The sequence below is a fragment of the Thermodesulfobacteriota bacterium genome (assembly GCA_030583865.1).
GTDB lineage: Bacteria > Desulfobacterota > GWC2-55-46 > GWC2-55-46 > GWC2-55-46 > UBA5799.
On sequence record CP129479.1, the window covers coordinates 828,625 to 851,867 of the forward strand.

General features: G+C 58.9%; 17 protein-coding genes. 9 read left to right on the forward strand and 8 right to left on the reverse strand.

The genetic code is table 11. The features are described 5' to 3' along the window. Position 1: 1 nt before the first annotated feature. The 3 genes from QY316_03880 to QY316_03890 form a co-directional block, all read right to left on the reverse strand. Positions 2–2,425, reverse strand: a complete 2,424-nt coding sequence (locus tag QY316_03880; protein ID WKZ33556.1) for a DUF3536 domain-containing protein — start codon at positions 2,423–2,425, stop codon at positions 2–4. After that, a complete protein-coding gene (gene treZ, locus QY316_03885; GenBank protein ID WKZ33557.1) occupies positions 2,426–4,261 on the reverse strand; it encodes a malto-oligosyltrehalose trehalohydrolase in 1,836 nt (611 codons plus the stop codon). A gap of 126 nt (positions 4,262–4,387) precedes the next feature. Beyond that, positions 4,388–6,796: a phosphoketolase family protein gene (locus QY316_03890; GenBank protein WKZ33558.1), complete on the reverse strand. Its 2,409-nt coding sequence runs from the start codon at positions 6,794–6,796 to the stop codon at positions 4,388–4,390. 489 nt (positions 6,797–7,285) lie between these two features. Between QY316_03890 and QY316_03895 the strand changes: the two genes are divergently transcribed. Beyond that, entirely contained in the window at positions 7,286–9,331 is a 2,046-nt protein-coding gene (locus QY316_03895; protein WKZ33559.1) for a sodium-translocating pyrophosphatase, read from the forward strand. A 593-nt stretch (positions 9,332–9,924) separates the two neighbouring features. On the opposite strand, the gene QY316_03900 is transcribed toward QY316_03895, so the two are convergent. Further along, entirely contained in the window at positions 9,925–10,566 is a 642-nt protein-coding gene (locus tag QY316_03900) for a DedA family protein (GenBank protein ID WKZ33560.1), read from the reverse strand. Between the two features lie 354 nt (positions 10,567–10,920). Between QY316_03900 and QY316_03905 the strand changes: the two genes are divergently transcribed. The 7 genes from QY316_03905 to QY316_03935 all read left to right on the forward strand — a co-directional run bounded on the left by QY316_03905 (position 10,921) and on the right by QY316_03935 (position 18,063). Then, positions 10,921–11,088 carry a DUF1328 domain-containing protein gene (locus QY316_03905; protein WKZ33561.1) on the forward strand — a complete coding sequence of 56 codons (168 nt, stop codon included), beginning with the start codon at positions 10,921–10,923 and terminating at the stop codon, positions 11,086–11,088. A gap of 350 nt (positions 11,089–11,438) precedes the next feature. Next, positions 11,439–13,574, forward strand: coding sequence for an AAA family ATPase (locus QY316_03910; GenBank protein WKZ33562.1), 2,136 nt, complete (start codon positions 11,439–11,441; stop codon positions 13,572–13,574). A gap of 11 nt (positions 13,575–13,585) precedes the next feature. Next, positions 13,586–13,921, forward strand: a complete 336-nt coding sequence (locus tag QY316_03915; protein WKZ33563.1) for a hypothetical protein — start codon at positions 13,586–13,588, stop codon at positions 13,919–13,921. 8 nt (positions 13,922–13,929) lie between these two features. Beyond that, positions 13,930–14,115 (forward strand): hypothetical protein, encoded by a 186-nt coding sequence (locus tag QY316_03920; GenBank protein WKZ33564.1) that lies wholly within the window; start codon positions 13,930–13,932, stop codon positions 14,113–14,115. 91 nt (positions 14,116–14,206) lie between these two features. Continuing rightward, positions 14,207–14,776 carry a 4Fe-4S single cluster domain-containing protein gene (locus QY316_03925; protein WKZ33565.1) on the forward strand — a complete coding sequence of 190 codons (570 nt, stop codon included), beginning with the start codon at positions 14,207–14,209 and terminating at the stop codon, positions 14,774–14,776. Beyond that, on the forward strand, positions 14,773–17,427 hold the full coding sequence (locus QY316_03930) for an Hsp70 family protein (GenBank protein WKZ33566.1): 2,655 nt from the start codon (positions 14,773–14,775) through the stop codon (positions 17,425–17,427). The genes QY316_03925 and QY316_03930 overlap by 4 nt, the downstream gene beginning before the upstream one ends. 204 nt (positions 17,428–17,631) lie before the next feature. After that, on the forward strand, positions 17,632–18,063 hold the full coding sequence (locus QY316_03935; GenBank protein ID WKZ33567.1) for a hypothetical protein: 432 nt from the start codon (positions 17,632–17,634) through the stop codon (positions 18,061–18,063). A gap of 45 nt (positions 18,064–18,108) precedes the next feature. On the opposite strand, the gene hemW is transcribed toward QY316_03935, so the two are convergent. From hemW to QY316_03955, 4 genes are all read right to left on the reverse strand, one after another. Continuing rightward, positions 18,109–19,290 (reverse strand): radical SAM family heme chaperone HemW, encoded by a 1,182-nt coding sequence (hemW, locus tag QY316_03940; protein WKZ33568.1) that lies wholly within the window; start codon positions 19,288–19,290, stop codon positions 18,109–18,111. Next, positions 19,257–19,730 (reverse strand): CBS domain-containing protein, encoded by a 474-nt coding sequence (locus QY316_03945; GenBank protein WKZ33569.1) that lies wholly within the window; start codon positions 19,728–19,730, stop codon positions 19,257–19,259. The genes hemW and QY316_03945 overlap by 34 nt, the downstream gene beginning before the upstream one ends. A gap of 22 nt (positions 19,731–19,752) precedes the next feature. After that, positions 19,753–21,033: an ArsB/NhaD family transporter gene (locus QY316_03950; GenBank protein WKZ33570.1), complete on the reverse strand. Its 1,281-nt coding sequence runs from the start codon at positions 21,031–21,033 to the stop codon at positions 19,753–19,755. 87 nt (positions 21,034–21,120) lie between these two features. Beyond that, entirely contained in the window at positions 21,121–21,996 is an 876-nt protein-coding gene (locus tag QY316_03955) for a phosphatidylglycerol lysyltransferase domain-containing protein (GenBank protein WKZ33571.1), read from the reverse strand. Positions 21,997–22,275: 279 nt separating this feature from the next. On the opposite strand from QY316_03955, the gene QY316_03960 reads away from it, so the two are divergent. Further along, the gene (locus tag QY316_03960; protein ID WKZ33572.1) at positions 22,276–22,713 is read left to right on the forward strand and encodes a hypothetical protein; all 438 of its coding nucleotides are present in this window, start codon (positions 22,276–22,278) and stop codon (positions 22,711–22,713) included. Positions 22,714–23,243 lie beyond the last annotated feature (530 nt).

Here is a 23,243-nt window from a genome sequence, read left to right on the forward strand (position 1 = left end):
GTCATGAGACGCTTACGTGGAAGTAGTTCCCGAGGTCCTCGAACGCCTCGACCCACCTCCCCGCGGCCTCGTCCCCTTCGGCGGCCTTCTCGCGGGCTTCGGCCAGCACCTTCCTCCCGAGCGCGAAGTAAAGGTTCTGCGCCTTCCAGAGCTTGAGCTTCACGGGCGTTGTACGGAGGAGCTTCAAGGCGTCCCTCAGCTTCTCTATCTCATCGAGCCTCATCGAGTCCCCGCTCACCTCCTCCATGCGCCCGGTCACCCACGCGCTCGCGAAGTAGCCTATGTCCTCGGGGTCTACCTGGACGGCAAGGTGCCTGGATTTCTTGATTATCCCGCGGAACTTCTCAAGGTTAAGCTCTTTCTCCTTCAGCACCTCTTCGAGGTCGTGGTTGAGGATGAATTCCGCCGAGACCCCGAGTGGCCTCGGGAGCGGCACCCCGAGCTTCCTGAGGAAGTCCATGGTGCCGTAATTGCTCTCGAATATCTGCCTGTGGAAGCCCTCGATGTCGCGGCTCGTCATGTGGAGTATCTCGTTCACGATCTTCCTCTGCTCGTCCCTGAAGAGGTGCCAGAGGGAATAGTTCGCCGCGCCGAAATGCCTGTCCATCAGCCTTATGGCCTCCGGTATTTCACCCCGGTCGAAGGCGGCCCTGAGCTCCTGCTCGGCGGCCATGAACTCCTCATCGCTCCTGAAGAACCTTATCCCGCAGTTTACGCTCATCTCGCCGAGGTGGAGCACCGCGGAGGAGAGCAGCGCCTCCTCCCACGAGACCCTCGACCTTATGACCGTCTTCCCGATTGCGAGCTTGTGCTTGCCGGCCTCTATCTTTTCGTAGAACTCGTTTTCGGCCTCGAAGGCGTATATGGAGGTCTTCTTCGAGTATTCCTCGAAGAGCGACGATATCGCGTGGTGCGCCCCGACCCTCAAGAGGTCGACACGGGAGGCCTTCACGAACCTGTCGTAAGCGTTCCCGGCGTTGCCGAAGACGTTGCTGGGAGTGCGCTCCAGTCTCGCTTTGAACCCGGATTCCAGAGAGACCCCGGCGGCCTCATCCGCGAGCTGCATGGCCATTGAGGCGTACATGATCACCTGGACGCCTTCTATGCCGGAGACCTCGTCGAAGAACCAGCCGCAGCTCGTGTACATGAGCTGGGAGTTCCTCTGCATCTCGAGGAGCTTGAGGGTACGCACCTTTTCGTCCTTCCCGAGCTGCCTCGCCGCGTGCCTTTTCAGGAAGGCCTCCACGTTCTCCCTGGACCTGTCGTTTATGACGTCTATGTACTCGTCCCTGGCGGCCCAGGGGTCGGCAAAAAGGGCCGAGGCCTCCCTTTCGTAAACCGGGGCGAGGGTGTCCCTCAGCCAGTCGAAAGCCTCCCTGAGCGGCCCCCTCCATGACTGGTTCCAGAGGGGGTATCCTCCCGTATTGCAGCCGCAGTCGGCCCTCCAGCGCTCCACTCCGTGTACGCAGCTCCAGGACGAGTTCTCGTGTATCTCGACCAGGTTTTCCGGCGGGAACTTCTCAAGGTACTCGCCGTAGTTTGTCAGCCTGGCAAGCCCCTTGGTCTCTATGTGGTAGAGGCAGTAGGAGAGCGCCATGTCGCCGTGCCTGTGGTGGTGGCCGTACGATTCCCCGTCGGTGGCTATGTGCACGAGGGCCGCTTCCCTTCCGTCCGACGGGAAGGCGTCCTCGAGCCTCTGCGCGAAGTTCTCGCCGTTGTCGAGGAGGTTCCCGAACCCCACGTCCCGCGATATCTGCCCGTTGTAGAAGAAGACGGCTATCGACCTCCCCGACGGCAGGTTGCAGAGGTACGGCGCCGTAGTGTCAACGTCCTCGCCCGATAGCTCCTTCCACCTTGCGCCCTTCTGGTTCTTCCTTATCCTCCGGGCCTGCCTCGGGGCGAGTATCGTGAACTTCATCCCGAGCTCGGAGAGGACCTCGAGCGTTTCGACGTCAACGGCTGTCTCCGGAAGCCACATGCCTTCCGGTTCCCTCCCGAACCGGGATACGAAATCCCTTATGCCCCAGACGGCCTGAGTGCGCTTGTCCGTTCTCGTAGCGAGCGGCATTATCATATGGTTGTAGACCTGGGCCATGGCGGAGCCCCGTCCCCCGTAGTTGCCCACGCTCATCCGGTCGGCCTCGATGATGTTCCTGTATACATCGGGGCTGTCGTTCTGCATGCTGTAGAGGAGGGTGGGGCCGAAATTGAAGCTTATCTTCGAATAGTTGTTTATAATTTCGATGATCTTGAAGTCCGGGCCGAGTATGCGGGCTGCCGAATTGGGCTCGTAGCATTCCTCGGTAATCCTCTGGTTCCAGTCGTGGTATGGGTGCGCCGAGTCCTGGAGCTCAATTCTTTCGAGCCAGGGGTTTTCCCTCGGGGGCTGGTAGAAGTGGCCGTGTATGCAGATGTATTTTTCCAATCAGGGCCCCTTTTTAAGATAAAGGGCGAAGCTCGTCGGGTGCAGGACGAAGTCCAGGTCATGAGCGCCGGATTCAAAAACCGCAGGCAGGAACGAGCCCGGCCCGTCCCATTCCTTCCCGGATGACTCAAGGACCCTGGCCCATTTCCCTTCTGGAAGCGTCCGGCTCATCCTTGCCTCGTCCGGGCTGAAATTGAAGGCCGCGAATACGGCCTCTCCGTCCGCCTCTCTTACAAGGAGCATCGCCTTCCCGACCTCGAGCGCGGTCGCTTTTACGCGCCCCTTTCCGGCCGCCAGGGCGGGGAATTCGCGGCGGAGCCTTATGAGCGTCCTGTAGAATCCGAGAAGGGTCCTGTAGCGTCCCGTGTCCCTCTTTTCCCAGTCTATTTTGGATGCAAGGAACGTCCCGATGCCTGCCGGGTCAGGCGGGTCCGCGCCCCATTCGAAGGCCTCGAACTCCTTTTTCCTCCCCTCCCTCACGGCGCTGACGAGCTCCTCGCCCTTGTGGTCCATGAAGTAAAGGAAGGGCGCATCCTCGCCGTATTCTTCCCCCATGAAGAGGAGCGGTATGCAGGGCGAGAGTAGGAGGAGGCCGGCGGCGAGCTTGAGCCCCTCGAAGGAGACGAGCCTCGAGAGCCTTTCTCCGAGCATCCGGTTTCCGACCTGGTCATGGTTCTGGACCGAGACTATGAAGCGGTCCTTCGGTATGCCCGCCGAGGGTCTGCCGAAGCAACGGCCCCTGTACTCGGAATACTGTCCCGAGTAGGTGAAGCCCTCGTTTGCCGCCTTCGCAAGGTGCCTGGCCTCTCCGAAGTCGGCATAATAGCCGCCCCGCTCGCCTGTTATGAGCGCGTGGACGGAGTGGTGAAAGTCGTCGGACCAGAGCGCGTCAAGGCCCAGGCCGTACTCGCCTTTTGATACCACCCTGGTGTCGTTCAGGTCGCTCTCTGCGAAAAGGCGGAATGCGCGCCCCTTTTTTGACGAATATCCGGCGACCCTGTCTGAGAGCGCCCGGAGGAACGGGTTCGCGCTCATGTCTATTATGGCGTGTATCGCGTCGAGCCGGAGCGCGTCGATGTGATAGTTTTCGAACCAGTGGATGGCGTTCCTTATGAAGAATTCCCGGACGTGGTCGCTCCCCCTGCCGTCGAAGTTGACGGCCTTTCCCCAGGGCGTCCTGTACCTGTCCGTGAAGTAAGGGCCGAATTCGGCTGTGTAGTTCCCCTCGGGGCCGAAGTGGTTGTAGACAACGTCCAGTATCACTGCAATGCCAAGCATGTGGCATTCGTTAACGAGGCGCTTGAGCGCCTCCGGGCCGCCGTAGGTGTTCTGGACCGCGAAAGGGAATACGCCGTCATATCCCCAGTTCCTTTCGCCCGGGAACTGGGCGACAGGCATGAGCTCTAGCGCGTTCACTCCGAGTTCCTTGATCGATTCGAGCCTCGGGACAATGGAGTCCAGGTCCCCTTCGCGGGTGAAAGCGCCGGGGTGGACCTCGTAGATGACCATCTCGGCCGGCTCCGGGCAAACCCATGCGCCGTCTTTCCAGCGGAACGACGCGTGGCCGACCACTTCCGAGGGGCCCTCGACCCCGAGCGGCTGGTAATGGGAGGCGGGATCAGCCCGTTCCCTGCCGCCGAGGGAGAAGCGATACCTTGTCCCGGCCCCGGCGCCCGTGACAAGTGTGCTCCAATAACCGGACCCGTCCCTCTCCATCGTGACGGCGCGCCAGGGCCCCTCTCCCGTGGCCTGTATTACGAGGCCCAGTACCGGGGCTTCTGGAGCCCAGACCGTGAACCGGCATCCAGCTTCTTCAATGTTCGCACCTATGTCCATCCGCCGGAATGTGGGCTGCGCAAAGAGGAAAAGTCCGCGCCATAAAGGGCCGAGCCCCTGTTGTTTACGTATAGTCTATATCCTAATCGGGATTAGTCAAACGGACACAACGGGGCGCGGGCGAAACTATCTCCCGCCCGCGCGGGCCTGCCATTTCCATTCCAGTATCTCGGGCGGGTCTACTCCGTAGCGGTCTATGTATGAGCTGTGGTCAAGGAGCTTTTTCGTATATTTCATGATGAGCTTTTCGGCAAGCCCGGCCCTTCCGGGGCTCACGAGCGCAATCTTTTCAGCGGCCTGGAGTACCAGGTGATAGCGGCTCGTCCGGTTCCGTACGTGCATGTCAAAGGGGGTCGTGGTGGTGCCCTCCTCCCTGTAGCCGTTTATGTCGAACCTGTCGTTTCCGGGTCTTTCCCATACGAGCTGCTTTATGGCCGCCGTATACCCGTGGAAGTTGAAGAGGACGGGGCAGCCGAGCGGGAATATCCTCTGGAACCGCGCCTCGTCGAGGCCGCCGGGGTATTTCTGTGGTATCCCGAGGACGAGTATGTCGACGACGTTCACGACCCTTATGCGCCAGTCCGGGGCCTCCTCGCGGAGTATCTGAGCGGCGGCCATGGCCTCGAGGGTGAGGTTATTCCCGCTTGCGGCAAGCACGAGTTCCGGGTCCTCGCCGCCGTTTGTGGAGGCCCAGTCCCAGATGCCAATGCCGGCCCTGCAGTTCTCGGCCGCCTCGGTCATGGTGAGCCACTGCACCATTGGCTGCTTGCTCGCTATGACGAGGTTTATCTGGTCGGTTGATTTCAAGCAGTTGTACATGGTGCAGAGGAGCGTATTGGCGTCGGGCGGCAGGAATATGCGGTATATGTGCCCTTTCTTGGTGAGGAGGTTATTTATGAAGCCCGGCCCCTGGTGGGAATAGCCGTTGTGCTCCTGCCTCCACGCCTCGGATGTGAGTATGAAGTTAAGGGACGATATGGGTTTTCTCCAGGGCACTTCAAGCGATGATTTGAGGAACTTGGAATATTGGTTCGCCATGCCGTCGACTATCTGGAGAAAGGCCTCGTAGCACGGGAAAACCCCGTGCCTGCCTGTAAGGAGATAGCCCTGGAGCCAGCCCTGGCAGTTGTGCTCGCTCAAGACCTCCAGCACCATGCCCTCGGGGCCTATCTTCTCCGAGCCGGGGGGGACCGGCCAGGCGTACTGCCTGCTGGTCACGTCCAGAACGGCCTCGAGCCTGTTCGATTCGAGCTCGTCAGGGCAGACGATGCGGAAGTTGCGCTCGCTGCGGTTCTCGACCATCAGCTCCTTGAAATAGCGGCCCAGGACCTCCATGGCGCTCGCCTCCTTCACGCCCTTTGCCTCCACCTTGACCCAGTGCTCGTCGAGACGGGGCATCCTGAGGGGGACCCTCCTTTCGCCGCCGAAGCTATGCGGGTTCATGGACATCCGGAGGTCGCCCTCCGGGCACTGTGAAAGTATGTCATCGGCGGGCCTGCCGTCCTTGTCAAAGAGCTCCCAGGGCCTGTAGGAGCGGAGCCACTCCTCGACCGCCTTGAGATGGGCGGGGTTTTTCTTGAGGTCCTTTCCCGGGACCTGGTGCGACCTGAATGAGCCTTCTACCATCTTGCCGTCCAGTTTCTTCGGGCCTGTCCAGCCCTTTGGCGTTTTAAGTATTATCATAGGCCATGAAGGCCGCTCCGGCCTCCTGCCTTTCTTTGAGTCTTCCTGGAGCTTCCGTATGGCTGCGTACGCCCGTTCGAGTGCGGCGTCAAATTCCTCGTGCACCCGGGGCCCCGCGGAGACTATCTCCACGGAATGCCCGTAGCCGGTGAAGAGGTCCGTAAGCTCCTTGTCTGTCATGGTGCCGAATATGGTAGGAGAGGAGATCTTGAAGCCGTTCAGATGCAGTATCGGCAGCACCGCGCCGTCGGTAGACGGGTTTATGAACTTGTTCATGTGCCATGCCCCGGCCGTCGGGCCGGTCTCCGCCTCCCCGTCGCCCACGAGGCACGCTGTTATGAGGCCGGGGTTGTCGAGGACTGTCCCGTATGACGTTGAGAGGGCGTACCCGAGCTCCCCGCCCTCGTGTATGACCCCCGGAAGGGCCGGGTTCAGGTGGCTCGGGAATTTGTCGGGCCAGGAGAACCATTTTATGAGCTTCCCGAGGCCTTCCCTATCGAGCGTAAGCTCGGGGTAGAAGGGCGTAAGCGCCCCTTCGAGGTACATGTTGGCGAGGTTCGCGGCAGCGCCGTGCCCCGGGCCGGTCACGAGGAGCACGCTCGCGCTTGTCTTGAGTATAAGCCTGTTGAGGTGCAGGCAGGTGAGGTTGATTCCGGGCGCCGTGCCCCAATGCCCCAGGAGCCGCTCCTTGATGTGCTCAAGCTTGAGCGGCTCCTCCATGAGCGGGTTGTCCTTCAGGTATATCTGGGCGGCCGCTATGTAATTTGCAGCCCTGAAATACCGCTCCGGGGCAGACGTCTTCGCATCAGCGCCCTTTCTCCCTGCCGCTCCTTTTCCAGCTCTCCCTTTCATCCGGCCCTCCTTCTGGCGTTCAGTGCGGTTGCCAAGGTCAACCGTCTTTCATATAAAGATAACTCTATCACATTTCATCGGGGCAAGTTATGCGGGGAAGGCGGTCCTGGGGGTTCCCTGCTATACTGTTTACCGTAAAAAATTCACAGGCATGAATACGCCCCAGAAATGGATTGATAACGGAAAGGGGAAATGTTAAAAAGGAACATCATCCAGAGTTCCGGGGCGGTATCTCCGTCTCCCCTCCGTTACAGCTACTTGCCGCCCAGAGAAAGCGTTTAAGCTCAATTGCATATTGTCGCTTAGCAACGCAGGTCCTTTAACGTAATTCAGAACAAACGAAAAAACAGCCACTTGTCACAGGAGAGAATCCGGTCAACTGATTGATGCGGCATCGCGGTTCCAGTTGTTCCGTTTTTTTTGCATGGCAGTGTCTCAATCGTACCAAGAGCAGTGTTCCACCATCCTTCAGCAAAGGAGAACCGGTAGATGGAAAGCTCTACAATGACTATCCTCTTTGCGCTGGGAGCAGCGGTGCTGGGCATTGTCTACGCGGCCTGGCTCGCGTTCTGGGTAAGGGGGCTCGATAGCGGCACGCCTGAGATGAGGAGGATCCAGGCGGCGATCCATGAAGGCGCAAGCGCCTACATGAAAAGGCAGTTCAAAACAGTAGGGGTGGTTGCGGCCATCCTTTTCGTCCTCCTCTGGGTGGCGGGCTCATGGTCCGGGCATTTCGGGCTCTTGACCGCCTGCGGCTTCCTGGTGGGCGGCGCGGCCTCCGGTATTTCGGGCTATGTCGGCATGATGGTGGCCGTAAGGGCCAACGCCAAGACCGCTCAGGCGGCACACAAGGGGCTTAACGCCGCGCTGGTGGTCGCATTCAGGGGCGGGGCCGTCACGGGGCTCCTTCTCATCGGCCTCGGGCTCCTCGCGGTCACCGGTTTCTACGCCGTGGCTATACGGGTAACCGACGAGACGCACGCCATAGCGTCGCTCCTTTCGCTGGGGCTCGGCGGAAGCCTCATATCGCTCTTCGCCAGGGTAGGGGGCGGCATATACACCAAGGCCGCCGACGTCGGTGCGGACCTCGTGGGCAAGGTCGAGGCCGGCATACCCGAGGACGACCCGAGGAACCCGGCGGTCATAGCCGACAACGTGGGCGACAACGTCGGCGACTGCGCAGGCATGGCCGCGGACCTCTTCGAGACATACGCCGTTACGACCGTCGCGACCATGGCGCTCGCGCACATCCTTTTCCCGGGCTCGGAGAACGCCATGCTCTTCCCGCTCGTGCTCGGCGGCGCGGCGATAATAATGACCATCATCGGGAGCTGGTTCGTTAGGCTCGGCTCCTCCAACAATATAATGACCGCGCTCTACAAGGGGTTCGTGGCAACCGCCGTCCTCGCGGCCGTGGCCTTCTTCCCGGTCGCGTACTATCTCATGGACGGGGTAGGGGGGGTGGGCTGGAGCAACTACTATCTATGCGCCCTTATAGGGCTGGCGGTCACCATATCGCTCGTCGTCATAACCGACTATTACACCGCCAAGCATTACAGCCCGGTCCAGCACATAGCCAACGCGTCCATCTCCGGGCACGCGACCAACATAATCGCGGGGCTCGCCATAGGCAAGGAGGCAACGGCCCTGCCCGTACTCGTTATCGCCGGGGCCATACTGGCGAGCTATGAGCTGGCGGGCCTCTTCGGAGTCGCGGTATCCGCCGAGGCGATGCTGACAATGGCAGGGATCGTCGTGGCCATAGACTCCTTCGGGCCGATAACCGACAACGCCGGCGGCATAGCCGAGATGGCCGACATGGGGGCCGGGGTGCGCGGCGTGACCGACCCGCTGGACGCCGTCGGCAATACGACAAAGGCCGTCACCAAGGGCTACGCCATAGGCTCGGCGGGGCTCGCGGCAATAGTCCTTTTCGCCGAATACACCCGGACCATATCGGCCGGAGGGGCGCAGGTCATCTTCGACCTCTCGGACCCGATGGTCCTCGTGGGCCTCTTCATAGGAGGCATGCTGCCCTTCTATTTCGCCGCCCTCCTCATGAAGGCCGTGGGAAAGGCCGCAGGCTCTATAGTGGACGAGGTAAGGAGGCAGTTCAGGGAGATTAAGGGCATAATGGACGGGAGTGCAAGGCCGGAGTACGGCAAGTGCGTGGACATAGTCACCTCAGCCGCCCTGCAGAAGATGATAGTCCCGTCGCTCATACCCGTTATCGCGCCGGTGCTCGTGGGCGTAATCCTAGGGCAGAAGGCACTCGGGGGCGTGCTCGTCGGAAGCATCGTGACCGGCCTTTTCGTCGCGATAAAGATGACCTCAGGCGGGGCCGCCTGGGACAACGCCAAGAAGTTCATAGAGGAGGGCAACCACGGCGGCAAGCACAAGCCCGCTCACCAGGCCGCGGTCACGGGCGACACCGTCGGCGACCCCTACAAGGACACGGCAGGGCCCGGCATAAACCCGATGATCAAGGTCATAAACCTGGTCGCGGTCCTTTTCGGGATACTCCTGTACTCGTAGGACTGGTTTTGCAAAACGCGCCGGGGTTTTCCCCCGGCGCGTTTTTTTTGTAGTAGCTATTTTGCAAAGGCCTTTTCCGCGCTTCCGCGCGGTTTTTGAGGGTAAGACTCGCTTGCTCGCCGCCTCCCCCATCCCGTGAACACACAAAAGCGAGCAGAGACCCGAGTTTTATGGGGTCGAGCGAGCGGATGCAAATCCGGAAAACTTCCTCTTGTGTCGGAGATTCCCGGCGGAATGCCGGGAATCTTCAACGGGCCCCCAAAGTCGCTTTGCTCCTGACTTCCCCGACCCGTTCACGCTCTTCCTCCCTAAGGCTACGCTCGCCTTACCCTCCGGGGTTTGTTAAAGACAAAAAAAAATCTCACAACACTTTTGTTTTTGCATTTAAAACAACCCGGGGCATAAGGCGGAGCGAACATAGGGATGGAGGAGGGGCGGACGAGGCGGGGCAGCAGGAGCGAGGCCAAAGGCCGAGCGACATAAAGGGCCGAGCCCGGAGGATGGAGGCGAAAGAGAGCGGAGCCTTATGCCCAAAAATAGCGCGGCAGCGCGCAAAAGGCCTTTTGCAGAGAGGTGTAAAGGAATGAAAGCCCTCAGGCTGGCTGGCGGCGCGCCCTTACGAACTCGATGATGCCGGGCATTATGGAAAGCACTATTATGGCGAGGATCACCATGGTGAAGTTCTCTTTTACGAGAGGTATGCTGCCGAAGTAGTAGCCAGCGAGCACGAATATGAGTATCCAGGCTATCGCCCCGGTAACGTTGTAGAAGAGGAACCTGCCGTAGGACATCGCGCCCACGCCGGCCACGAACGGCGCGAAGGTGCGGACGATTGGGACGAACCTGGCTATGACTATGGTCCTTGCGCCGTACTTCTGGTAGAACCTGTGCGTCTTGTCGAGGTATTCCTTCCTGAATATCAGGCTGTCCTTCCTGGAGAAGACCTTCGGCCCGAGGTAATGCCCGATCGCGTAGTTTACCGAGTCGCCCAATATCGCCGCTACGGTAAGCCCGGCTATCACGTACTCCACTTCCAGATACCCCATCGCGGCGAAGGTGCCGATGGCGAAAAGGAGCGAGTCGCCAGGGAGTAGCGGCGTTACCACAAGCCCCGTTTCGCAGAAGATTATGAGGAAGAGGATGAGATAGGTCCAGGCCCCGTAGGCCTGTATGACAGCCCCCAGGTGCTTGTCTATGTGCATGAATATGTCTATGAACTCTTTTAGAAGCTCCATCGCCTTTTCACGGAAATCCGAAGGTATAGATTATATCAGGCCGCCTGAAAAGGCAACAAATAAGCGTTTGGAATCGTACGCGCGGCTGATTTGACATGGGTTGCCCCCAATATATAATCAAATAAGACGGAATCCTTATGGCAACCTCTAAACATTGATCTTTTCCCCGGACTCTGCGTAGTTACGGGAATAAAAATGCTCACATATTGTCATATATGCTCCGCTTTTTATTCCCGGCCTTCCTTGATTTCGGGAAAAATCTCAAATTTTAGAGATTGCCTATGTTGCAGGGGCTCTGCCCTCCAAGACGCCCGGCCGCCGGAAGCGCGCGCCGGGGGAAAGAAGGTGGCTCGAATGCTTTCATGGGCGATAACCTTCCTCATAATAGCCGTAATCGCGGCGGTCCTGGGCTTTGCAGGGGTCGCGGGGACCGCGGCATGGATCGCAAAGGTGCTCTTCGTCGTATTCCTGGTGCTTTTCGTAGTCTCTCTCATCGCTGGCCGGGGCAGGCCGGCGGCATGAGGACAGGCGGACAGGCATAGAAAACGAAATAGATGGTCCATGATGCCGGAGGCGGCCTGCGCGAGTTTCCGGCATTCATTTGAGCGCGGCATAAAAAAGAGGTTACGGTCGTCCCGTAACCTCTTTTGTTTGAAGCGGGTCCGGGGCTCATGTTATATTGTCCCAATCGACGACAGGCCGGACCGGGACAAAAGCCCTTTTCAAACCGAGGTTTTCAGGTTTGAAAGAGGGGCGTAATATGGTATGATGTTCTGAGCTGCCCGGGCTCCCAGGCAGGCCCGCTTCGGAAATGCTGCATCCTCGTCCTTGAGGCTCTAATTTAACCGGACCGTCTGAAAGGTGCGCCTTATATGAACGCCAGGGACTTCGAAAACGAGATACGGATACACGTCGAGGCCAGGTATCCCATACTCTGGCTCGTCTCCTTCGAGGAGAGAAGGGTCGAGAGGATAGTGGAGTCGCTATGCGACTCCATGAAGCTCAATTTCTGGTCATGGTCGGTTTCCAGGGGCCTCTACGGGGGCGAGAAGAAGAAACGGGAGCCAATGGGCCGGGAAAAGATACTCTCGGTCATAGAGGAGAAGATAACGAAGGGCGAGAACGTAAGCAACCTCTTCCTTTTAAAGGACATAGCCTCGTATTTCAACTCCCACGAGTTCCTCCGCAGGTTCAGAGACCTCCCGGCCATAATAGACGAGCGCCACACCGTCAATACCGTCTTCATCCTTTCGCCCACGCTCGGCGAGATACCGCCCGAGCTCGAAGAGGACATAGTGGTCCTGGAGCTCTCGCTCCCGGACTACGACGAGATAGCCGACCTGGTCTCCCGGACTTACGGCCACCTCATCCCGTCGAGCTGGCACGCCTCCACCAGGTCGATACTCTACAAGTCCCTCCAGGGCCTTTCCCTCGACAACATAAGGAGGGTCATAAGGAAGGCCATCAGCCTCAATAACGGCTTCCTCAACGAGGACTGCATATCCTACATACAGGACGAGAAGCAGCAGATAATAAAAAAGCAGAAGATACTCGACTACTATCCCCACAGGGAGAACATAGAGAACATCGGGGGCCTTAGCGAGATAAAGAAGTGGTTCATCGAGAGGGAGAACGTATTCAGGCTTTCGAGGGACAAGATAACGACCCTGGGCCTGGACATCCCCAAGGGCCTCCTTCTCATAGGCGTGCCCGGCTCGGGCAAGAGCCTCTGCTGCAAGGCGCTCGCCGGCATATGGAACCTCCCGCTCCTCCGGCTCGACGTCGGCAGGCTCTTCGGCTCTACGGTGGGCGAGTCGGAAAAGAACATCAGGCGGTGCATACAGCTTGCCGAGGCGGTAAGCCCGTGTATACTCTGGATAGACGAGATTGACAAGGCCTTCGGCGGCATCGGGGGCTATCAGGGCGACTCGGGCACGCAGATGAGGGTCTTCGGAACCTTCATCACCTGGCTGCAGGAGAAAGAGCACCCTGTCTTCGTCATCTCCACCGCCAACGAGCCCAGGAACCTCCCGCCCGAGCTCTGGAGGAAGGGGAGATACGACGAGGTCTTTTTCGTCGACCTCCCGAGCCAGGAGGAGAGGGAGGAGATATACAGGATCCACCTCGAGAGGAGGATACAGAACCTTTCGAAGATGGACGTGAAGGAGCTTTCCCAGAACAGCCAGGGCTTTACCGGCGCGGAGATAGAGCAGGCCGTAAAGGACGCGGTCGTCTCGACCTTCAACCACCTTCAGGAGGAGCACGCGGGAAGGAACATGGAAGAGGTCGTGGACGGGCTTCTCGCTCTCGACGTGACCCAGGAAAGGCTTCTTAAGTCCATACGTCACATAACCCCGCTCTCGGTACTGAAAAAGGAGGAGATAGAGGAGCTCAGGGCATGGAGCCACCAGAGGGCCAGGCCCGCGTCCAAGTCCCTCTTCCTCCAGAGGGCGGAGTCGCTTTCGGAGACCGAGAAGAGGAACATCGCCCTGCACGAGGCCGGGCACGCGGTCCTCATGAAGCGGTACTTCAACCGCACCCCGGCGTTCGTCAGCATAGACAACTACAAGCCCTACTCGGCCTTCATACCGGTCGACGAGGCCATAAGGACGACCTACACCAAGAGCGACCTCGAAAAGGAGATAGGCGTCATACTCGGCGGCATGGTCGCGGAGGACGAGCTCATAGGGAACGACTCGAAGACCGTCGGCGCCTCACACGACCTCATCCAGGCGACCGGCATAGCCCGGAAGATGGTCATAGAATACGGCTTCGGCGAAATAATGAGGAACAAGTCCCTCATGGTCCTCCAGGACTACGCCCTTACCTCGGGCGGGGACGTGCTCGACGACATACAGAAGATCCTCGATTCCGCCAAGGAGTCGACCTCCAAGGTCATCTCCGAGAACAAGGAGGTCATCCATGCGCTCGTCGAGAAGCTCATGAAGGAAGTCCTCATTAACGGCGAAGGGCTCAACCGGTTCTTCAGGGAAAACCCCGTGCAATAAGGAGGAGGCAGATGTCCTTCTATACCGTCATAAAGACCGAGCTCTCTGTAAGGAAGTACCTGATATGCGCCCTCGAGGAGCTCAAGAAGCGCGGCGAGATAACGAGTTTCGTCGCAAGCGAGCGCAAGGACACGATCGAGGTGGACAGGGACGGCGACATCATCAATATCTCCAGGGAGAAGACAGGCTACCAGCTCGGCGGCGACAACCGCGTCGTGAACTCTTTTTCCAACAGGCTTAAGCAGATGTACGCATACGAGTCCATAAAGGACAACCTCCCGCTCGATTTCGAGATATCGAGCGAGACCGAGACAGCGGGCGAGATACAGATAGTCCTGAAAGGCTAGGGGGCTCTATGGACAGGCAGATACGGATACGCATAACGCCTGACGGCAAGGTGGAGATAGATTCGAGCGTCTACAACGACTGCAGGGAAGTGGCCAAGCAGCTCACTAAGCACCTCGGCACGATGGAGAAGTTCGTCGAGAAGGACGAAGTCTTCGGCGGCGAGGTCCGGATAAAGCTCGAATCCGGGGATTAGGGCCGCAGGGCGGCCCTGTCCCGCTATATCCTTGCGCATTGTTCTCCGCGCACGCGCGTTAGCAGGGTGTTGAAAAACACCTTAGACTCCGATGGACAGCACCCTTCTTAACATACACGCCATTCTGCCCGGCTCCAGGGTGAACGGCCCCGGCCTGCGGCTCGTCGTCTTTTTCCAGGGCTGCCTTAGGGGATGCGACGGCTGCTTCAACCCTGCCACGCACTCCTTCGAGGAAAAGGAGCTTTTGCCCGCGGCCTCGCTCATCGACGGGCGCATGGCGCCGGGTGTCGAGGGCTTGACCGTAAGCGGCGGCGAGCCGTTCCTCCAGCCCCGGGGCCTAAGGGAGCTCCTTGCCGCCGCAAGGGCCAGGGGCCTTTCGACGCTCGTATACACAGGCTTTACGCTCGAAGAGCTTGAGGCCGGCCTTCTCACGAGGGAATGCCTCCCGCTCATAGACGTCCTTGTGGACGGGCCTTATCGAATTGACATGCCCGAGAAGACGCTCCTCCCGCGGGGCTCCACGAACCAGAGGTTCCATTTCCTTACCGACCGGTACTCCTTGAACGACCTCATGCTGCCCGGCAGGGTCGAGCTGTTCATCTCCGGCGACGGGACCGTGAAGGAGACCGGGTTCGGCAGCCTGACCCGGACGGTTTTATGAAGACGAGCCTCGAAGCCCCGAGACAGTATTTGAGCATAGCCAGGGGCACTGACGACAAGTCCGCCATCCGGAGCCTCATCGTGCGCGCCGGCAGGGAGCTTCCGAAGACCCCCGAGGCCCTCGATCTCTTCGCTTCCGCGTTCGAGCTCCTCGACCGGATAGAAGACCCCGCCGAAAAGAGGCTCGCACTCCTCGATTTCGCAAAAGAGGTCCCTTGCACCCCGGCCTTCAGCAGGTTCTATTTCAAGGCCGCCGAAGCTGCCGTTATCGCTGCCGACGCGCTGGACGAGAAGCAGAGGAGGATAACGGAGCTCCTCCGGCTCGCCAACGAGATCCCGAAGGCCCCGGAGTTCACCGGACTCCGCCTCCTCGCGTGGAGGCTCGCCCTGGGACTTCCGGACAGGCCCAGGTTCGCGGAGCCCGACATAGAGAGGATGGCGAGCGAGCTCCCCAAGGCGAGCGACATCTCGTTTTTCGCCGGATATGCCCTCCTGGGCGTTGCGAGATTGATGCCAAAGGACGGGCCGTTCCTCCCTGTTTACAAAGAGGCGATGGAGCTCGCGATACGGGCCGCGGACGCGATAGCCGAGCCGTACTACAGGAGGTACGCCTGTTTGTCCATAGGCGACGAGCTCCCCAAAGACGGGGAGTTCGAGGCGCTCCGCTTGAAGGCCTTTGAGGGCGCGTACAGGGCCACCCTCGCCGTCGCCGACCCGTTCGGACGTGAATACTGCCTTATAGAGCTCTTCCAGGCCACCCCGAAGATGCGCGACTTTTTCCCTCTCATACAGAAGATAATAGAGGACGCGCTCTCCTTCTTCACGGTGCGGAAATGGATGGAGGACGTCGAGGTCTTCGACGTGGTCGATTATATACTGTCGGCCGAGGACAACGATATATCGGACTCCAAGAAGAACAGGTTCTCGCGCGAGAAGTACTCCAAGGCCATGTCGAGGGAGCTCCTTAAATTCGGCGAATCCCTTAACGACACCCGTTTCATAGAGACGCTCAGGCCTTATACGCACGTCTGGATACGCCCCCAGGCGCTCCGCGATTCCGTCAAAAAAGTCGTGGCCCGCCTCGAGTCCCTGAAGTCCACCTACCACGGGGCCGAGGTCGAGAGGCCGGTCTTCGTATCGGAGCTGCACCCTGAAACCGGCGTTGCGGTCGTCAAGCAGAAGGACCTTGCGCCGAGGGAGTGCATCTCCATAGACCTCGGGGCGACCAATACCGTCGTCATGCGGAAAAAGAAGGACGAGGCCCCGGATTTCATGCACCTGGGCTCCATATGCAGGCAGTACGATTCCATCCACATCGTGCCGACGCTCCTTAGCACGGAGACCAACAACATAGGCGCGGAGGCCTCCGGAGGCAACCCGGTCTCAAACATGAAACAGATGCTCCTGGAGGGGAACCCCAGGGGCAGGGAGCACATGGAGAGGTTCATAAGGATACTCTACCAGCACATGAAGAAGGCTGCCGTAAATACCGGCTGGTTCTCGATCCTACCCAGGAACGCAGCCGAGGTCGTCTACATGACCGTGCCGGTCGGCTACCAGGACTACAGCTCCGCGGTCCGCGAGATAGCCTCGAAGGTCATGAGGGGCGCAAGGGTGGAGCTGATCGAGGAGCCGCTCGCCGCTGCCGTGGGCTACCAGGTGGCCGACGACAGGGACAGGCTCATAATGGTCATCGACTTCGGCGGAAGCACGCTCAATACGATGGTCGTAAGGCTCAACATGGACGAGGTCCATATAGTGGCAAAGCCCGAGAGGGCGCTCATGCTGGGCGGCCACGACATCGACCACTGGCTCGCCGGGCACCTCTCGGCAAAGGCCGGCATAACCGGCGCTTCCCGCGAAAGCCTCCGCCTCGCGGCGGAGGAGGTGAAGATTAGGCTCTCCGAGAGGAGCGAGGCGCCGTTCGTATGGGACGGCATGGAGGCAGCCAAGGTCACGAGGGACGAATTCGAGGAGGTCCTCGAAAAAAGGGAGTTCTACGCGACAGTCGACCGCGCCATCATAAACGTCATAAAGAGGGCTGAGAAGGTCGGCGTGAGGAAGGAGGCCATAGAGGCCATACTTCTGACGGGCGGCTCGTCGCAGATACCGTCATTCAAGGACAAGATAGGCGACATTTTCCCTGAGCTCAGGGCAGGAAACCTCATCTACGACCACAGCCCGCTGACGGCGGTCGGCATGGGGGCGGCCTTCTACGGCACAAGGGACGTGACGGACAGGCACCTTGCGATGGCGTACGCCCTACGCTACGCGCCGCACGAGAAGGACGTAACGCACTCCTTCTGCATCGTGCTTGAGAAAGGCGAGCAGCTCCCGCTCGAGAAGGCGTTCAGGCTCAGGCCCGCAAGGAAGCTCGGACTGCAAAGGGAGATAACCCTGGAGCTCTTCGAGATACCCGAGAGGCTCCTTGCGAGGAGATGGGTGGTCGAGGACGGCATAGAGTACCTTAAGCAGGAGCTTAAGGAGACGGCCGGGGAGGCCCTTCCCGGGCTCAAGCCCTTTACGCTTGTTTTCGATGAGGCCGTTCCCGACGAGGTACACGTGGCATTTTGCGTCAGCGGGTCGGGAGAGGTTTCCCTCAAGTACGGCCCGCACGGAAATACCGTGGAAACCGGCCTCAAGCTCCAGTAAAGCAGTGATTTCAATGGGTTGCGCCATCTTTTAACCGTTCCACCCCTTCCCCTTTTGTTGCTACGGCCTCCCTTTTGTGACTACGGTCACTTAAATAAATCCGGCCCTGGTTTATAAGAAATACAGAGATTCACCTTCGGTTTTCGGTCTCCCCTTCATGCATGAGCGGCATCGGTTTTCAGATAATTCCAGAGGAGGACTATTATGAGCACTGAGGTTATCGAAAAGGGGATAGGGCTTGCGCGAGAGGGGCTCTTCGATGACGCTGTCAAGGTTTTCGACCAGGACCTCTGCTTCACGCAGCACCCGACCGCAATGTCGTATTACGCCGTGAGCCTCGCCAACTCGGAGGGCAACTTCGACAAGGCCATATCGCTCTGCCTCATGGCGGCGGAGAAGGAGTTCTATAACCCCGAGATATACCTTAACCTCGGGAGGATATTCCTCCTTAACGGGCAGAAGTCCGTTGCAGTGAGGGCCTTCAGGAAGGGCCTCAAGCTCGATAACGACAACTTCGCCCTCCTTAGCGAGCTTAAGAGGCTGGGCGTAAGGAGAAAGCCGGTCCTTACGTTCCTTCCAAGGCAGAACCCGGTCAACAAGCTGCTTGGCATGCTCGCCTGCAGGGTTACGCGCTGAAAAAGCGCTTGAAGCCCCGCGCCCTTGTGGGCAGCGGGGCTTTTTTTATTGCATCCTGGCCGTGACCTCGTTAAGGAGGAGAAGCCCGGATTCGGTGGCCAGTACGTCCTCCCCCCTTTTACGGACCAGGCCTTCCTTAATAAGCGCTTCAAGGCCGGGAAGGGCCTCGCCCGGATATAGCCCGAACTTTTCCCGGAATTTTTCGCCGCTTACGCCATCGTCCACCATCCGGAGCCCCAGCATTACGGCTTCGAGCATGGCCTCTTCCCTTCCGAGTTCCTCTCCTCCGGCTGAGGCGTCCATGACGGCCTCGACCCTTTTCATATACTCTTCAGCGCTGGTCTCGTTCCACCATCTCCGGCCCCAGCCCGGCCAGGGGAGGTATGAATGGGCGCCGGCCCCTATGCCGATATACGGGGCCCCTTTCCAGTAGAGGGTGTTGTGGACGCTTTCGCGCCCGGGGAGCGCGAAGTTCGAGACCTCGTAATGCCTGTACCCGGCTGACTTGAGAATTTTTATTGCCATGGTGAACATCCCGGCTTCGGCCTCCTCGCCGGGAAGTCCGGTCTTTCCGGGTCCGTACCTGCGGTGAAACGGGGTGCCTTCCTCGATGGTCATCCCGTAAAGCGAGATGTGCTCGGGTTTCAGGAGAGCGGCCTCTGAAAGCTCCTCTTCCCATCTGGCATGGTCCTGGCCGGGAGTACCGAAGATGAGGTCTATGCCGATATTGTCGAAGCCGGCGTCCCTGCCCCAATTGAATGCCTGGGTTGCCCTTCCGGCGGTATGGGTCCTGCCGAGCGCGGCGAGCCTGGCGTCATCGAGCGACTGGAACCCGACGGAGAGCCGGTTTACGCCATGCTGCCTGTATCCGGCGAGCCTGGACGGGGAAAGTGTGTCCGGGTTGGCCTCGAGCGTGGCCTCGATCCCGTGCGAGCCGGCAATCCCGAAGAGCTTGATTGCGGAGGACAAGAGCTTCCCTATTGCCTCAGGGGAGAAGAGGGTCGGGGTGCCGCCGCCGATATAGAAGGTGCGGAGCGGGCCCGGAATGCCCTCTTTGCCGGCCCTCGCCCCGAGCTCCTTTAAAAGGCATTCCACGTACCTGTTTTCGTATGCCCGTGCGTCTCCAGCGGCGACCGAGTTGAACGCGCAGTACGGGCATTTGCTGAGGCAAAAGGGTATGTGGGCGTAGACGCCTATCCCTTTTTCTTTTTTTCCGAGTAGTCCCACAGCCTCCTGAAAACGTCCCAGGGCGATATTATCCCGAGCAGCCGGTTCCCGTCGTCCACCACTAAGACCGAGTCCGCGTGCTTTCCGGGGTTTACGAGCAGGGCAGCGACTTCCATCGTCGATGTCTCCGGCCGGACGGCGACGAAGTCCCGCTCCATGAGGTCAACGACCTTTTTCAAGGCAAGCGAATCGATGTTCCTTATGAAATCCGGGAGCTCAGGAGCGAACTTTACGTCAGCGACAAGCCCGTCGCTTACGTATTTCGGCAGTATCGCCTTCATGAGCGCGCGCGGGGTTATGACCCCCATGACCCTGTTTTGCCCGTCAAGGACGGGTATCTGCCTTACTTTTTTTTCCTTCAGGAGCCTGAATGCGTCGAGCATGGTCCCGGAACCCGGTATCGTAAGGACCTCTTTGGTCATTATGCCTGCGGCCGTCATCTCGATTCCCTCCTCCCGGGCTCTATCCCAGGTACCTTATATACATGTAGGCCGTCGCGATTGCTATCGAAAAAAGCATGAGCGGATAAGCAAGCAGCATGAACTTTACAAACCCTATCCCGTGCCCGTTCCTGTGCGCAATCCCGGCAACCACCACATTGGCCGAGGCGCCGATGATCGTGCCGTTCCCTCCGAGGCACGCGCCCAGCGAGAGCGACCACCAGAGCGGCAGCACCGCCGCGTCTCCCCCGAAGGACGGGGCCATGCCATTTATGAGCGGTATCATCGTCGCGACGAACGGGATATTGTCCACTATGGACGATGCGATAGCGGACCCCCAGAGTATCACGAACCCTGTCGTAATCAACCGCCCGCCGGTCGCCTCAAGCATCATGTCCGCCATGAGCCTTATGAAGCCCACCTCTATAAGACCGCGCACGACTATGAACAGTCCTATGAAGAAGAATATGGAGGTCCACTCGACCTTCTCCATGACGCCGTGCAGGTCCTCCTTCGATATCATGAGCAGTACCGCTGCCCCGAAGAGGGCTGTCGTGGCCGGCTCGAGGTGGAGATGGCGCTGGAGCATGAAGCCGCCTATGACCATCCCGAGGACCGCGAGGCACTTCATCATCAGGGGCCTGTCGGTCAGGGCCTCCGCTTCCCTGAACTCCATTATCCGCTTCTTCCTTTCATCCGAGACCCTGAAGGACTTGCCGTATATGAGCCTCAAGGGTATCAGCGTGCCGACGGCCACGAGAGGCACGACAGGCCCCACTCCGAAGACGAAGTCCATGAAGGTGAGCCCGGTTGCGCTACCTATCATGATGTTCGGCGGGTCGCCGATAAGGGTCGCCGTGCCGCCTATGTTGGACATGAGTATCTGGGAGACCAGGAACGGATCAGGGCTTACTTCCAGCTCCTCGGTTATGAGTAGCGTGATGGGGACGGTTAGGAGCACAGTCGTCACGTTGTCGAGGAGGGCCGAAAGGACCGCGGTCACGACCGAGAGGGACACGAGTATCCTCCAGGGGTCGCCCCTGGACATCTTGGCCCCTTTTATCGCCATGTACTGGAACATCCCCGTCTTCTGCGAGATGAAGACTATTATCATCATACCGATGAGGAGGCCGATGGTGTTGAAGTCGATCCCCTCGATTGCGGCCTCCTGGCTGATGACTCCGAAGACTATGAGTGCCGTTGCCCCCAGGAGCGCGACAACCGCCCTGTTGAGCTTGTCCCAGATGAGGAGGGCATACACCAGCGTGAATATCGCGATTGCGATATAGAAGTTGAACTCCATAGACCAAATACTCCGGATTATCGGGAGTTTTTGAAGAGGGTTGTATTTGACGGTATTTTGACATTAAAAAGCTGTAAAATCAAGCACTTATAGCTCGCGATTGCCTTTGGACACCCTGTATTTCCTAACGAACCCTGTCGGCCTGTAGCTCATCTTGGCTTTCCGGAGCCCAGCGAGGCCCAGGTCCTGCTCCCTGTTTATGAGCTCGTATTTCTCCGGGAGTATGGAGGCGAAGCTCTTGTTCACGAACTGGAGGAGCCCCTTGAAGCCGGGCGCCCCCTTTTCGAAGTGTATGACGAATGTGCGGGTGTTGAGCTCTTCGCCCAGCGTGTATGCGGCGGGCCTGCCCTCGACGAAGTATATCCCGCCGCAAAGCCCGAGCTCCTCCGAGAGCTCGAGCCCCTCCCTCGCCGCCTCGTAGTCGCCGGGGCCGTCCTCTCCTGCCCGCCACTCCTCCAATATGGCGAGGGCGTCTTTCCCGTGTTCGGGAAGAAGAGGCCCGGCCTCGTACCTGTATCGCCCCGTAAAGTAGTTCACAAGGTTCTTCTTCCTGTGATACCTACGGCCTGCAAGGCTTGAAAGCTCTTGCCGCGAGTACAGGTAGTCGAAATTGTCCCTGTCCTCGGCAACACTGAAGCCCAGCTCCGAGAGCTCCTTCGCGCGATTTTCCGTAACGCACTTCATCGAGCCGAACCTCCGGAAAAGGTCTGCGAGCAGTTCGATCGGGGGAAGGACCGCGGGCAGGATGAAGAATGCTGCCCCGTCGTCTTCCCCGGATATGACCGGGCTGCCGTCAGGGAGCGCGGATAGCATGTACCCGTGGGCCTTCCTGAAGAGATAAAGGTTTGCGAAGGTGAGCTCAGAGACCTCCGGCTCAAGCGCCTTGAGCGCCGGTTGCAGGAAATCTCTTGCCTCCCGGTTCAATCCTGCGAACTTTGGGTATTTGGGCGGGGTAAACGGCAATAGGTGTCTCCTTTTCGGACGCGCTCCAGGCAAGGAGAGATGCCCCCTGCCATCCATATTATTCTATCGCATGCAAAAACAGGTAGTCTACGGGTATTAATACGGAGGGCTTTATTATATCTTTGGTATAACCCTTGAAATTCAAGCACTTATAGGCCAAAAACCCTTAATCTTGTCTTGAGTTTTTTCCTTGTTTTGTGACCCATGTCACTGCCGGTTGCGTGATTGCGGTGATATAACATGGGCGTGTCATAAAATGTAAAGGAGGATAGATGGGCCATGAAGAGAATTAGCCGGTTTTTCGCCCTCTCAACCCTGTTCCTGTTCGGAGCTCCCGCAATCGCCGGCGCGGAGCTTGTCACGATCTATGGTCCCGTCTATGTGGCGAAGACGAATAAAGACGCGAGGAGCGGCACCAAGGAGGCCAATTTCGTTTTCACGGCCCCGGTCCCCGGAAACGGAAAGGTTATCGTCAGAAACGGCGGCGACGCCGGCAGGAAGTCCAGGGTCAGCAGCGCTACGATAGACCTGAACGGCGAAGGAGTCGCCGGCAGGAGCGACTTCAACAACACCGTCGAGAGCCTCGATTACGACGTTGTGCTACTTCCCGATAACAACATGGCAGTCAGGGTGAATGCCTGCAACGCTTGCGAGCTTGAGATAACGGTACTCGGAGAAAAGCCTGCTCCCCCGCCCATAACCAGGTGGGTAAGGTAGCGTCCAGTTTTTTTTGACCGTCCTCCAAAACCTTCATCGCCTGAGCTGACGACGGCTCCAGCTCTTCAGAACACCCTCACAGGCCCCGCGCCCACACCCCCCTGAGTCAAAGGGCGCGGGGCCTGCCCCCCCCTTTCTTTTCGGCAGGCATGAAACACCCGGCATTGGAAGCTCGCGAAAGACTTTTGGGCCTTTCGGTTCCGGCACGCCGACGGGCCTGTGCAAGGGGCCTCGCATCACGCCCTTCTCGCTTGACAAGCATTTTAGCGGCTGTTATTTTTGTTGGGCTATTCGGGGGAATCGTATATAATTGATTAAGGCAACCTCTGAAAATTGCTATTTTCCCCGGACTCAGCGTAGGTTACGTTAATAAAAATGCTCACATATTCACATATATGCCTCCGCTTTTTATTCCCGGCCTTCCGGGAAAAGCGGAAAAAATTTTAATTCTCAGAGGTTGCCTTAATTGATACATCGCGGGCAAAATGGTTGCCCGGCAAGGCTTTAGCGGGGTGTTGAAAATACCCCGC

Bases quoted from the DNA above. Each gene is read 5' to 3' on its own strand.
- treZ (WKZ33557.1), bottom strand. From the start codon at position 4,261: ATGGACATAGGTGCGAACATTGAAGAAGCTGGATGCCGGTTCACGGTC.
- QY316_03890 (WKZ33558.1), bottom strand. From the start codon at position 6,796: ATGAAAGGGAGAGCTGGAAAAGGAGCGGCAGGGAGAAAGGGCGCTGAT.
- QY316_03895 (WKZ33559.1), top strand. From the start codon at position 7,286: ATGGAAAGCTCTACAATGACTATCCTCTTTGCGCTGGGAGCAGCGGTG.
- QY316_03900 (WKZ33560.1), bottom strand. From the start codon at position 10,566: ATGGAGCTTCTAAAAGAGTTCATAGACATATTCATGCACATAGACAAG.
- QY316_03905 (WKZ33561.1), top strand. From the start codon at position 10,921: ATGCTTTCATGGGCGATAACCTTCCTCATAATAGCCGTAATCGCGGCG.
- QY316_03910 (WKZ33562.1), top strand. From the start codon at position 11,439: ATGAACGCCAGGGACTTCGAAAACGAGATACGGATACACGTCGAGGCC.
- QY316_03915 (WKZ33563.1), top strand. From the start codon at position 13,586: ATGTCCTTCTATACCGTCATAAAGACCGAGCTCTCTGTAAGGAAGTAC.
- QY316_03920 (WKZ33564.1), top strand. From the start codon at position 13,930: ATGGACAGGCAGATACGGATACGCATAACGCCTGACGGCAAGGTGGAG.
- QY316_03925 (WKZ33565.1), top strand. From the start codon at position 14,207: ATGGACAGCACCCTTCTTAACATACACGCCATTCTGCCCGGCTCCAGG.
- QY316_03930 (WKZ33566.1), top strand. From the start codon at position 14,773: ATGAAGACGAGCCTCGAAGCCCCGAGACAGTATTTGAGCATAGCCAGG.
- QY316_03935 (WKZ33567.1), top strand. From the start codon at position 17,632: ATGAGCACTGAGGTTATCGAAAAGGGGATAGGGCTTGCGCGAGAGGGG.
- QY316_03945 (WKZ33569.1), bottom strand. From the start codon at position 19,730: ATGACGGCCGCAGGCATAATGACCAAAGAGGTCCTTACGATACCGGGT.
- QY316_03950 (WKZ33570.1), bottom strand. From the start codon at position 21,033: ATGGAGTTCAACTTCTATATCGCAATCGCGATATTCACGCTGGTGTAT.
- QY316_03960 (WKZ33572.1), top strand. From the start codon at position 22,276: ATGAAGAGAATTAGCCGGTTTTTCGCCCTCTCAACCCTGTTCCTGTTC.